Genomic DNA, 13,191 nt, shown 5'->3' on the forward strand with positions numbered 1-13,191 from the left:
ATTTGTTTACTGTTTATCACTCCAACCAAGTTGACGTTCTTAAATCACTCCTTGTCGAACTGATTCGAATCAGTCCGCTGGAAAACCCGTTCGAAAAAGAACAAATTCTGGTTCAAAGTCCGGGCATGTCCCAGTGGCTAAAAATGGAATTGGCCAAAGAGTTTGGTGTTGCCGCGAACATTGATTTTCCGCTTCCTGCTACCTTCATTTGGGAAATGTTTACGCAGGTGTTGCCAGACGTGCCAAAACGCAGTGCGTTTAACAAAGAAGCGATGACTTGGAAGTTGATGCATCTGCTGCCGGGGCTTCTCAACCAAGACGTGTTTTCGCCGTTAGCGCAGTACCTCAAAGATGACAGTGATCACTCTAAGCTGTATCAACTGGCTGAGAAAATTGCCGATATTTTCGATGGTTACTTGGTGTATCGTCCGGAGTGGATCGCAAGTTGGGAAGCAGGGCAGAGTGTGCCAGAGCTGGAAGATGAGCATCCGTGGCAGCCGATCTTATGGCAAGCGTTGTATGATCACACTGTGTCATTAGGACAGTCTCCATATCACCGTGCCAACCTTTATGAGCACTTTATCGACACGTTAGAGAGTTTTAACGGCAATTTTGACCATTTACCCAAGCGTTTGTTTGTTTTTGGCATTTCTTCGTTGCCGCCTCGCTATATGGATGCGCTAAAAGCAATTGGTGAACACATCGACGTGCATCTGATGTTCACCAACCCGTGTCGTTATTACTGGGGTGAAGTTCGAGATCGCAAATATCTGGCTCGTTTGGCGGCGAAACATCGTCAGCACGTTGTGTGGCAGGACGATCACTCGGAAGTGCAAGGTGAAACTGAGCAACTGAAAGGATCACTGGAAGATAATGTGATCGATGAGCTGCACACCGATGTGGTCGGAAACAGTCTGTTGGCATCCATGGGTAAACTCGGGCGCGACAATATGTATCTGTTGTCTCAGCTGGAATCTCATGAAATCGAAGCCTTTGTTGATGTTGAGCGCGACAGTCTGCTCCATCAATTGCAAGCGGATATTCTCAATCTTGAAGAACATCAAGATGATCAACAGATTGAAAACAGTCATCACAAACAAGTGGTTAGCTTGGGTGATAAATCACTGAGCCTACACGCTTGTCACAGCCCGATGCGCGAAGTTGAAGTGCTGCATGATCAACTGTTGGCGATGTTCGATGCTGACCCAACGTTAAAACCGCGCGATATTATCGTGATGGTCGCGGACATCAACGCTTACAGCCCTGCGATTCAGGCGGTCTTTGGTAACGCGCCGGGTGAGCGTTTTATTCCATATTCGATTTCTGACCGAACCGCCGATCAAGAGAGCCCAATTCTGGCTGCATTTATGCAGTTGGTGAACTTACCCAATACGCGCTGTTTGGCATCAGAACTACTCGAACTTCTGGAAACTCCAGCGATATTAAAGCGTTTTGAACTCAGCGAAGATGATTTCTTACAAGCCAAACAATGGGTTGAGGAATCGGGAATTCGCTGGGGGTTGGATGCCAATACCGGACGCGAATTTGAACTGCCGGAAACTCGTCAAAACACATGGCAATTTGGTATTCAACGCATGTTGCTTGGCTACGCGATGCCAGAATCCGCTGGTTTGTTTGAAACCGAGCAAGGCAGTTTGTCTCCGTACAACGAAGTGCAAGGCATGGGCGCAGAGCTGGCGGGCAAGTTGGCACACTTTATCCAACAAATTAGCACTTATCGAAGCAAACTTTCTCATGTTCAGACTATTGATGGTTGGCGAGAGACTTTAGTTTTACTGCTGGATGACTTCTTCTCAGTTGAGTTAGAAGGCGAAATGGCGCTCAAATCCATTCGCGATACGCTCAGCCAACTCAAAGAGCAATTAGCTGATGCCGCATTTGATGATGCGTTATCGCCGTCGATCATCAGCCAATACCTTCAAAACAAATTATCTGGCACACGAGTCAGCCAGCGCTTCCTTGCTGGTCAAGTGAACTTTTGTACCCTGATGCCGATGCGCTCTATTCCGTTTAGAACCGTTTGTCTACTGGGGATGAATGACGGCGTGTACCCACGCTCCATGCCGCCAGAAGGCTTTGACTTGATGACAGGAAGAACCAAACCGGGCGACCGTTCGCGCCGAGATGATGACCGTTATCTATTCCTCGAAGCGATGTTGTCTGCACAGCAAACGCTCTACATCAGTTATGTTGGCCGTTCAATCCAAGACAATACCGAGCGAGTGCCTTCGGTTCTGGTTTCTGAGCTGATGGAATACTGCCACCAAAACTATTGTTTAAGTGGTGATGAAGCGTTGCCTGTTGATGAGTCTGGCGACAACTTATTAAATGCGTTGGTGAATACCCACGCCATGGTGCCGTTTAGCCCAAGTGCGTTCCAAGGCATGCACGCCAGCTACGCGAAAGAGTGGATTCCAGCGGCATTGACTCAAAGCAGTCAATCGCAAGGCTATGTCCGTCGTGATTTTAATCGGGCATTAGACGACTATCTGTTGGGAGCGACGTTCCCGCTTGAGCTCGACTTAGTCGAGTTGCAACGTTTCTGGCGTTTACCAGTGCAGTATTTTTTCAATCGTCGTTTAAAAGTAATCTTTGAACCGCCGCTACCGGTGATGGAAGACGACGAACCCTTTGTTTTAGGTGGTTTGGAAAGCTATCAAATGCGTGATGAGCTGTTAGAAATCTTGCTTGAAACGACATTGATGCAGCCAGAGAAAAAAACAGAGGTGCTTAAACACTTTATGAGTCAACAGCGCGCGCAAGGCAAACTGCCGGTGGGGGCGTTTGGTGATATCGAATTTGAAACCAACCGAGTTCAGGCGGAAGAGCTGGTGGATAAACTGGCGTTTTTATCTGGTGCGCCTCAAGACGATTTGGAAATCGACCTGACGTTTGATTCCTTGTTTGAGCGAAATGAAGGCGAAGAGAAAAACGTTCGCCTAACAGGTTGGCTAACTCAATGCTACCAATCCGGTTTGATTCGCTATCGAAGCGGTAAGATTCGCTCGCAGGATTACGTTGCTGCGTGGATCGATCACCTTGCCATGTCGGCGTCGGGTCATGCTAAGAAAACCCACATCATTGGTTACGATCGTAAAGAAGGCGCGCTGCATTTGATCTACCCAGAAATTGCCGATGCTCAGTATGCCAAACAGCTACTGACTGAATTAGTTCGCTTATTCTTCGAAGGCATGACTAAGCCTTTGCCTTATTTCCCGAAAACGGCGTTGGCTTGTGTTGAAGCGGGCTTTAGTCGCGGTCAGTGGGTAGATGACGAAGAGAAATCTTTGAAGAAAATGGCTGACGCATTCAATGATGGCTTCATGAGCCCGGGCGAGGGCAATAATGCGTACATCTCTCGAATTTGGCCTGCTTGGAATGATGAGTTGGCCTCAGAAGTTCGTTTGCTGACAGCATTAGTTTTGCAAGGTGCGCGCTTAGCGGTTCAAGACGCTGATGACGTAAAAGCGTAATAAAGACAGTTGGATAAAGAGAAGGAAGAGTAGGGTGGCCGCCAGAAAATCATTATTTTTTGTAGGGCGTTCGCTGTACGGCCACAAGGTCAGAGGGACCATGATACTTTTGTTTAATTCATTTGAGTTGTGCCGCCAAAAGGTTTGGCTTATCTCGTGGGGCGCATACTAACGGTACGTCTTATGGATAACCGTGAGAAAGATCTCACAAAGCTCTAAATTATCCAACTTGTTAAACATATTAATAGAATTTTTAACTATAGATCACATTTATTAGGTGATACGTCCTAGTAAATAATCCGGAGAGATTCAGCGTTATGGATCAAATGTCAGGTGCAGAGTGTCCTCTACATACATTAGACCGCACAGAGCAACCTCAACCAACGCCACTAGAACCGATGACGTTTCCTCTGCATGGTGCGAGGTTAATCGAGGCATCAGCAGGTACAGGTAAAACCTTCACTATTGCAGGTTTATATCTGCGCCTTTTGCTTCGTCACGGCAGCGCGGAAACTCGACATCGCGTACCGCTTACGGTCGACCAAATTCTGGTTGTAACCTTTACCGAAGCGGCAACTGTGGAATTGCGCGATCGTATCAGGGCAAGAATCCATGATGCGCGAATCGCGTTTGCGCGTGGACAGAGTTCCGACCCGGTGATCCAACCTTTGCTTAATGAGTTTGACGATCACAAGCAAGCCGCAGAAATTTTATTGCAGGCAGAGCGTCAGATGGACGAGGCGGCGGTCTACACCATTCACGGTTTTTGCCAACGTATGCTAACGCAAAATGCGTTTGAATCTGGCAGCCGATTTAATAACGAGTTTGTGACCGATGAAAGTCACCTAAAAGCGCAAGTTGTAGCCGATTACTGGCGCCGCAATTTCTACCCGTTGCCATTTACCTTGGCTGGGGAAATTCGCCAGCTATGGAGCTCTCCATCTGCGTTGTTGTCTGACATCAGCAATTACTTAACCGGTGCGCCGTTAATCCTTTCTGTTCCTGCAATGAAAGGCAGTTTGGCTGATCTTCATACTGAAAATCTGAAAAAAATTGATGAATTAAAAGCACAGTGGCGAGAAAGCCAAGATGACTTCTTCACGCTGATTTCAGATTCAGATATTAACAAACGCAGCTACACCAAAAAGTCTCTGCCGACGTGGTTGGAGGCGGTGAATGCTTGGGCGGCAACGGAAACCACAGGTTACGATTATCCAGACAAGCTGGAGAAATTCGCGCAAAACGTCTTGTTGGAAAAAACACCGAAAGGCAGTGCGCCGCAGCATGCGGTATTTGAAGCCATTGAAACATTTCTTGCCAATCCAATCAGCTTAAAAGCGCCACTGCTTGCTCATGCGGTTGAGCATTGTCGTGTGATGCTGGCCAACGCGAAAAATCAAAAACAGTGGCTCTCTTTCGATGATTTGCTGACACAACTTTCTGCTTCTATCGATACGGACGAAAGCGAGCTTTTAGCGGCGCGTATTCGTACTTTGTATCCTGTCGCTATGATTGACGAGTTCCAAGATACCGACCCGCTTCAATACAGTATTTTCAGCCGTATTTATCTGAACAACCCGGAATGCGGTTTGTTTATGATCGGTGACCCAAAGCAGGCGATTTATGGCTTTCGTGGCGCAGACATTTTCACTTATATCAAAGCGCGTAACCAAGTAAGTGCCCACTACACGTTAGGAACCAACTGGCGTTCTAGCGCAGATATGGTGCAGGCGGTAAACCAAGTATTTGCTTTGCCAGACAGTCCATTTATCTACGATTCGGATATTCCGTTCTTACCCGTTAAGTACAGTCCCAATGCCGAAAAACGCATTTGGACTATGGGTGGCCAAAAGCAACCAGCGCTGACTTATTGGTTGCAAGAAGCGGACGATAAACCGCTACCAAAAGGCGAGTATTTGACTCGAATGGCAGAGGCGACCGCAAGCCAAATCCAAACCATTTTGACGCAGGCTCAACAGGGGCAAGCGTGTCTGGTGAATGGCGAAAATCAGAAAGCGGTTCAAGCGGGCGATATCGCGGTGTTGGTTCGAACAGGTAGTGAAGGTCGAATGGTCAAACAAGCCCTGGCAAACCAAGGCATTGCCAGCGTGTACCTGTCTAACCGAGACAGTGTGTTTACCAGTTCTGTGGCGCAGGATTTACAGCGTTTGCTGCAAGCGGTGCTGACGCCAGAAAATGACCGTGCGCTGCGTGCAAGTCTTGCCTCTGAGCTGTTTGCCCTTGATGCAGCAAGTTTGGATGCACTTAATAACGATGAAATTGTGTGGGAAAACGCCGTAAACGAATTCAAAGAATATCGCAAACTTTGGGTTCAACGTGGTGTGCTGCCGATGTTGCGCGCGGTGATCAGCAAACGCCATATTGCCGAGCGATTACTAGAAGAAGGCGCGAGTTCACAGGGTGAAAATGGTGAGCGAGTGCTTACCGATTTAATGCACATCGGTGAACTGCTTCAACAAGCCAGTAATGAACTGGACAGCGATCACGGTCTGCTGCGTTGGCTCGCTCAGTCTATCAGTGATGCGGAAAACGGTTTGGGTGGCAGTGATGACCAAATCCAACGTTTAGAATCGGAACGTAACTTAGTGCAGATCGTAACTATTCACAAATCAAAAGGCTTGGAGTATGACCTCGTATTTCTGCCGTTTGTGTTCAGCTATCGAGAAGCCAGCGAAGCAAAATATTACGATGCAGCCAATGACCGCACGGTACTGGATATCACTGGCAACGATGCGTCCATGAAGCAAGCGGATAAAGAGCGTTTGGCGGAAGACTTACGCTTGATATACGTGGCGTTAACGCGTGCTGTGTATGCGTGTTTTATTGGAGCCTCGCCTTTGCGCAATGGCCGTTCGACCAAAGAGCCAACTGGCGTACACCGCAGTGCGATTGGCTATTTGATTCAGAATGGTCAAGAAGGTGGCATTAACGATTTGCACCAAAGGTTAACAAAGCAACAAGATGAGCTTGATTGTGTCGTTGTGGCCGATCCGCCGCAGCAACTCGAAGAGAAATACGTAGCGCCACAAGAAGAAATACACGATCTTAGCGCGAAAGAGCTGCAAAACCCTATCGACAGAAACTGGCGCATCACCAGTTATTCTGGCTTGGTCAAGCAAGGCTCTCATCACGCCGAGCATGATGCCACGATTGAGATTACGGGTTTTGATATCGACTCATCTGAAGAGCAAGACGAAGCGGATTTACTGGAGCCAGAGCGCTCTATTTTTACCTTCCCTCGCGGTGCGCGTCCGGGTACGTTCCTGCACAGCCTGTTTGAGGAAATTGAATTTACTCAGCTAGCCACGACGGAAGAGAATACACAAATCATCCTTGGCTTGATGGAAAGCGAACAGCTTGATGAAGAGTGGTTACCCATTTTACAGCAATTGATTGATACCGTACTCGCAACGCCGTTGGATGGTAAGTCTTTGCTGCTGAGTCAAAAAGCACCGTCGCAACGTTTGGTGGAGATGGAATTTTTGCTGCCGGTTGAAGTTTTGTCTGCACCGGCGTTAAACCGAGTCATTCAACGTCACGATCCGTTGTCGGCGAAAGCGGGGGATTTAGGTTTCCAAACCGTGCAAGGCATGCTCAAAGGTTTTATCGACTTGGTGTTTGAACATCAAGGTAAATACTACGTGCTTGACTGGAAATCGAATCATCTTGGCGACGATGTAACGAGCTACCATGGTGAGGCTCTGAAATCGGCCATGGCGGATCACCGCTACGATTTGCAGTATCAGATTTATGCGTTAGCACTGCATCGTTTCCTACGCAGCCGATTGGCGAATTATCAATATGATCATCACTTCGGTGGCGTGTATTACTTGTTCTTGCGCGGCATGGATGGGCAGAGTGACCACGGCATTTTTGCCGCGAAACCAACCTTAGACTTCTTACAAGAGATGGATCGTTTGATTGATGGTCAAGTACTTGAAACGCGCTCAACTCAAGCCGGACAGATGGAGCTACTTTAATGACGACAAATCACAATCTTCATTCTGACCAAAATAGCCTATTGGTAGTGTTGGAACGCTTGGCGCACAAAGGTGCTATTCGTCAGCTCGACTACCAATTCGCCTGTTTTATTGATTCTCAAACGCATGATGAACAGTCGGACAGCCAAGCACTGGCGTTTATCGCGGGTGTTGTCAGTAGTGAGCTTGGTAAAGGACATATCTGTCTGTCTCTGTGCGATGCACAAGGGCAATCTACGGATTTAGCCAGTAAGCTAGGGCTGTTTGGTGAGTCGGCATTGGCGCTTAACACACAGTTGCAAGGCATAGACTGGATTCAAGTATTACAAAATTCCAGCGTGGTCGGCGCGCAAGGAGAAGCCTTGCCTTTAATGTTCGATGGTGAGCGTCTGTATCTGCATCGCTATTGGCATTATGAAGTGACACTGGCGGAAAAGCTCAATCAGTTGGGCGCCGCAGTTAACTTGCAACCACAAGAGTTTGCGCGATTATCGGAGTTGCTCAACCATCTGTTCGCACGCCAATACCATTTTCTGTTTAACGCGTTGGGCAAAGCAGTAGAAGCGGGAAGCAGCAATCAAGTGTTGCGTCAGCAATTGGTGTGTGACCACCTTGATGTGGTCGCAAGCGAATCGTTGGATTGGCACGCCATTGATTCCGTGCTTAGCAATGCGCGCAAGGTTCAGGATTTGCAAACACTGGATGAACTCGTGCCACTCTCGGCTTGCGTGAACTGGCAAAAAGTTGCGGCGGCGGTTGCGTTAACTCGTCGATTTGCTGTGATTTCTGGTGGCCCTGGTACGGGTAAAACGACGACAGTAACCAAATTGCTTGCTGCTTTGATTGAACAGGCGACGCACGAGAAAAATCTAACCATCAAGCTGGTGGCCCCGACGGGGAAAGCGGCGGCGCGATTAACCGAGTCCATTGGTAAAGCAGTGCAAGAGCTGCCAGTTTCTCCGGAGCTAAAAGCCAAAATACCGACTGAATCAAGCACCTTGCATCGATTGCTTGGCGCGATTCCTAATAGCGCAGAATTTCGTCACAACAAGCAAAATCCACTGCATTTGGATATTTTAGTTATCGACGAAGCGTCGATGGTTGATTTACCAATGATGTATAAAGTGGTCGATGCCTTACCGAAACATGCGCGGCTGATTTTGCTAGGTGATAAAGACCAACTTGCTTCAGTTGAAGCAGGGGCTGTGTTGGGTGATATCTGTTCGTTCCATGCATTGGGTTATGGCAAAGAGCAGGCGTCAGCCATCGCAAAACTGACAGGTTTCGATACTTTAGCGCATACGGGTAACAGTGCATCTAGCATTGCTGATAGTTTATGTATGCTGCAAAAGAGCTACCGATTTGATGCTCGCTCAGGCATTGGTCAGTTGGCAAAAGCGGTTAACTCCGGTTCTGCTGCGAGCGTAGATAACGTCTGGGCGCGTGACTTTTCTGACATCGAACACTTCGCGCTAAGTAGTCAACATTACAACCAAATGATGCAGACGTTGGTGCAGGAATACGGTCGTTACCTCAAACGCATTGGACAACAGGAAACTGATCCTAAAACCGGAGAGCCAGAGTCGCTAACGCACAAAGCCAAAGCGGTGTTAGATACCTTCAACCAATGCCGACTGCTGTGCGCGATCCGTGAAGGTGACTTCGGTGTGGCTGGGCTAAACCAACGCATTGAGAAAGCGCTCGCGGCGCGCAAGTTCATTCAAGTTCAGGATGAAATTTGGTATCACGGCAGACCCGTCATGGTTACGCGTAATGATCACGGTTTAGGTTTGTATAACGGTGATATTGGTATTTGCATGCGAGATGACAGTGAAGAAGAACCGCGTTTGAAAGTCTTTTTCGAGTTACCTGACGGCAGTGTGAAATCGGTCTTGCCAAGCCGAGTACCTGAACATGAAACGGCTTACGCTATGACCATCCATAAATCGCAAGGCAGTGAATTTGATTACACCTTGATGATTTTGCCACCAGACTTTAGCCCGATATTAACCCGTGAGTTGATTTACACAGGCATTACCCGCGCGAAAAAGCGCTTAGCTCTTTACGCCGAACTCAATGTTCTGAAGCGAGGCATTAAGGTGAAAACCACTCGTGCGAGTGGGTTAGTAAAGCGGCTTACGAATTAATTTTTACTTGTGATTGTGACATTTTCGAAGATGATTCTTTGTGGCGGGTCTTATATTTGCCATTTCGTTTTCATGCAAAATGGATTGTTATTGAGTAAGGCTCTTTCTTAGCGATATATTTCTCCTTTCTCATTCACATATCAAAGGCAGCTGAATATGGGATTGCTCGACTCGTCTTTTCTAACCTTCTTTATCGCCGGAGGAGGCACGTTTTTATGGTTCGTTATTATCGGAGCAATTTTTATATTTTTTATACCACTAAAGGTGAAGCGGTTTGCTTTTAATCCGAAACATTATTCAGAAGTAGAGTTAGCTTTAGTCTCGGGTTTTCACTTTGGTGCTTTAGTACATGGTGTAGGCTTAGTTGCGGCGGTCGCTTTACCAACTTTAGCGAGGAGAAGGGGCTTTGCTGATATTCATCAAGTTTGCTCCGGTCTATTCATCGGAATTTGCCGTATTTATATAAGCGTTTTATTGCTTCTAGCTATGATCACTTTAGGCTCAATGGTGGTTTGGATGTCTATTACTTGAGAGCTGGAATAGAAGGTCGGTGAAGTTTGCAGTTATTAGAAGTTTCTTTTATTACATTTTTTTTTGCAGGTGCTTTGTTAGTTTTTTGGTACCTGATAATAGGTATTTTGCTTATTGTTATCACGCCGCAAAAAGTAAAGCACTATGCGTATACTAGTGAGCACTATACAGATATTGAGCTTGCTTTAGTTTCTGGATTTCACTTTGGGGCCTTAATACATGGATTAGCCCTTGTTGCCGCAGTTGCATTTCCTAAGTTGGCCAAAAAAAGAAAGCTAACAGATATTCGTAGAGTTTGCCCAAAGTGGTTCATAAGTATTGGGGTAGTGTACTGGACTATTTTAATCTTTATCGTAGTCACTATTTTTGCATCTTTGTTGGTTATGATTTTGTTTTGAATTGATTACGTACGTAAAAGAAGACCGAGCTTATGGCTCGGTCTTCTTTTATGCATGTTTTGCAAACGCATTGGTAAAAGACACGCTGCGTATTTTGTATTGCTGTTGATAAGCAAGAATAAAATCTCGGATAGCGTCATTTACGGGGAAAACACAGTGGACGTCTAGGCCTTCTAAAAACTGATTGTCAGCCATATCCCAGAAGCTTTGAAGCGAATTACAAATGATTACTCTCATAACAGTGCTCGTCTCGGCTTATTTAAAGTCAGATTAACAACTGTCCTTGGTGTGCAATACGGAGCTAACTAGTTTTTCAATTGCCCAGTATTTTAGGGTGAAGGCTAATTACATCACCTAGATCCATTCGTATTGGTTAAAAACCAATCACTAGCGAGCAGAGTATAGCCAACCAAATGTATATTTAAAAGATAAAATTGGAACAAAAATCAAGCAATGGTTTGCGCATTTCTAAGTTGGGTTTACATGATGACCCGCTAGTCCGGAGTAGGGTTTATGTGTGGCCTTACTCCTCAACAAACTCGTTCCTAAACAAGCTCGATGTGCAGGGTTGAGCGTTAATGAACTAAATCCTGCCCTTTGAGGTTAGTTGGTATAGTGGAACGTTAAGTTTCGCTCCCTGATTTAAGGTTAAGCTATAAATCTAACGCTAAGATTTTGGACTTACGCTGGAAGTTATATAACCCTTGTTTGGCTCCAGGCAAATAGTCGACATTGACTTCGTAAAAACCTTGCTCTCTGAACCAATGCAGACTGTGTGTCGTGAGGACAAAGATTTGATCAATGGTTTCGGATTTAGAACGATGTTTCATGTAGTTGAGCAGTAACAAACCTCGGTTTCCATCACGATAGTCAGGGTGGATCGCTACGCAAGCCATCTCAGCTTTACGCTCTTCTGGGTATGGATAAAGGGCAGCGCAGCCAATAATCAAACCGTCTTTTTCGATGATGGTAAATTTTCCAATCTCTTGCTCTAGCTGCTCTCGAGAGCGACGAACGAGTACACCTTGTTCTTCTAAAGGACGAATGAGGTCTAAGATACCGCCAATATCGTCAATATTAGCTTGCCTCACTTGTTCAGCGCTCGCCATAACGACTTGGGTTCCGATACCGTCGAAAGAGAACAACTCCTGAATTAAGGCGCCATCTACTTTATAACTGATCAAGTGGCTACGAGGTACTCCGGCACGGCAAGCGGCAATAGAGCCTTTAAGAAAGCGCAGTGTCCCAGTGTTGTAATCTAGGTCAGGAGACGTATTTTCAGAAAGCGTTTTGATGACATGCTCCGCCTCAATTGGTAGTAACTCGGCGACAGCATTGCCGTTGTCATCAATGACACCTTGTTCGGAGCAAAAACCAATCAGCTTATCCGCACCCAGCTTTATCGCTAGTTGGGTGGCGACTTCTTCCGATAATAAATTAAAACACTCGCCAGTCACGGAGCTCGCAATGGGGCCAAGTAGCACAATAGAGCCTTGGTCTAGCGTGCGATTAATCGCGTCGGTGTCAATGCGGCGAATACGTCCACTATGGCAATAGTCCACACCATCATCAACGCCGAGTGGTTGAGCAATGATGTAGTTTCCGCTAACAACATTGAGCTGGGTACCTGCCATCGGAGTGTTGTTGAGGCTCATTGATAGGCGCGCAGTAATCGCAAGCTGAAGTTGTCCGGCAGCTTGCATAACAACAGATAAAGCTGATTCATCCGTAATGCGGATATTTTTGTGGTAAGGCGTAGTGAGGTCTTGTTTTTCTAGCAGCTGATTAATTTGAGGACGTGCACCATACACCACCACGACTTTGATTCCGAGGCTGTGCATGAGTGCGATATCATTAATAATATTGCCAAAATTTTTGTGTGCGACGGCTTCTCCGCCCAGCATGATCACCATGGTTTTTCCGCGGTGAGCATTGACATAAGGTGTTGATTGACGGAATCCTTTTACGAGAGCAGTACTACGAATTTTCACTACAGCCATTCCTTTGTTTAATTATGTCAAAATAATGCCTTTTTATTCACTTGATGGCAAGGTGAAATTTTGGAATAAAGCACAAACATATTGAGGTAGGTTCTTGGTCCCGTTAAGAGGGAAGGTTACAATGGTGGCGTCTTTCCTCAATACGTGAACCTCATGTCTTCTGCTGTTAATAAGAATGCTGCGATCACTGCTTCAAATCTGTCAAAAACGTCATCTAAATCAATGCTTCGTAAGTGGCTAGAGCGTTCTCTCATACTTATAGCGATAGTTGGAACCGTTGTCGTGTGCATGCTGTATAGTGATTTGATTACTCGAACCATTAATCCGCCCATTCCCAAATCGACAATTTATGGTCGCTGGGTTGAGCAAGATGTTGCGCCTTATGCTCGTGAAGAATTTGTGTTGAGTGAGCGCGGTGTTACCGTAAATGGTTCTACAGTGGCGACCAGTTTTGAATTCGATGGGGATTCGTTTTCGTATCGAGTGGGTTCAAATGAGCGGCACTTCAATTTTGTGGGTAAGCAGCATGCAGAAATGAAGCTGGATGCCAATGCACATTATGTACCTGTATTCCGTTTAGAGGGGCGTGCAAGGATTGCGGTGAGATAGTCGTTTTTATC

Annotated in this window: 8 protein-coding genes; 6 read left to right on the forward strand and 2 right to left on the reverse strand. The window is 46.4% G+C overall.

All coding sequences use genetic code 11. From position 1 onward, the window contains the following. The first annotated feature begins 2 nt into the window (after window positions 1-2). The 5 genes from recC to R8N47_RS02930 all read left to right on the forward strand — a co-directional run bounded on the left by recC (window position 3) and on the right by R8N47_RS02930 (window position 10,571). Window positions 3-3,494: an exodeoxyribonuclease V subunit gamma gene (gene recC, locus R8N47_RS02910; RefSeq protein ID WP_064354253.1), complete on the forward strand. Its 3,492-nt coding sequence runs from the start codon at window positions 3-5 to the stop codon at window positions 3,492-3,494. Between the two features lie 326 nt (window positions 3,495-3,820). Continuing rightward, window positions 3,821-7,495 (forward strand): exodeoxyribonuclease V subunit beta, encoded by a 3,675-nt coding sequence (gene recB / locus R8N47_RS02915; RefSeq protein ID WP_064354299.1) that lies wholly within the window; start codon window positions 3,821-3,823, stop codon window positions 7,493-7,495. Then, the gene (gene recD / locus R8N47_RS02920; protein WP_064354252.1) at window positions 7,495-9,642 is read left to right on the forward strand and encodes an exodeoxyribonuclease V subunit alpha; all 2,148 of its coding nucleotides are present in this window, start codon (window positions 7,495-7,497) and stop codon (window positions 9,640-9,642) included. The genes recB and recD overlap by 1 nt, the downstream gene beginning before the upstream one ends. 156 nt (window positions 9,643-9,798) lie before the next feature. Then, complete coding sequence (locus R8N47_RS02925; protein ID WP_054577573.1) at window positions 9,799-10,173, forward strand: hypothetical protein; 375 nt, start codon at window positions 9,799-9,801, stop codon at window positions 10,171-10,173. A 26-nt stretch (window positions 10,174-10,199) separates the two neighbouring features. Next, a complete protein-coding gene (locus R8N47_RS02930) occupies window positions 10,200-10,571 on the forward strand; it encodes a hypothetical protein (protein WP_064354251.1) in 372 nt (123 codons plus the stop codon). A gap of 48 nt (window positions 10,572-10,619) precedes the next feature. Here the strand turns inward: R8N47_RS02930 and R8N47_RS02935 are convergent, their stop codons facing one another. Both R8N47_RS02935 and argA read right to left on the reverse strand, forming a co-directional pair. Next, on the reverse strand, window positions 10,620-10,808 hold the full coding sequence (locus R8N47_RS02935; RefSeq protein ID WP_081248196.1) for a hypothetical protein: 189 nt from the start codon (window positions 10,806-10,808) through the stop codon (window positions 10,620-10,622). Between the two features lie 416 nt (window positions 10,809-11,224). Continuing rightward, window positions 11,225-12,562 (reverse strand): amino-acid N-acetyltransferase, encoded by a 1,338-nt coding sequence (argA, locus tag R8N47_RS02940; RefSeq protein ID WP_064354250.1) that lies wholly within the window; start codon window positions 12,560-12,562, stop codon window positions 11,225-11,227. 162 nt (window positions 12,563-12,724) lie between these two features. Between argA and R8N47_RS02945 the strand changes: the two genes are divergently transcribed. Then, window positions 12,725-13,180, forward strand: a complete 456-nt coding sequence (locus tag R8N47_RS02945; protein WP_064354249.1) for a DUF2850 domain-containing protein — start codon at window positions 12,725-12,727, stop codon at window positions 13,178-13,180. The last annotated feature ends 11 nt before the right edge of the window (window positions 13,181-13,191 follow it).

This window comes from Vibrio sp. 2132-1, assembly GCF_033344315.1.

Bases quoted from the DNA above. Each gene is read 5' to 3' on its own strand.
- recB (WP_064354299.1), top strand. From the start codon at position 3,821: ATGTCAGGTGCAGAGTGTCCTCTACATACATTAGACCGCACAGAGCAA.
- recD (WP_064354252.1), top strand. From the start codon at position 7,495: ATGACGACAAATCACAATCTTCATTCTGACCAAAATAGCCTATTGGTA.
- R8N47_RS02925 (WP_054577573.1), top strand. From the start codon at position 9,799: ATGGGATTGCTCGACTCGTCTTTTCTAACCTTCTTTATCGCCGGAGGA.
- R8N47_RS02935 (WP_081248196.1), bottom strand. From the start codon at position 10,808: ATGAGAGTAATCATTTGTAATTCGCTTCAAAGCTTCTGGGATATGGCT.
- R8N47_RS02945 (WP_064354249.1), top strand. From the start codon at position 12,725: ATGTCTTCTGCTGTTAATAAGAATGCTGCGATCACTGCTTCAAATCTG.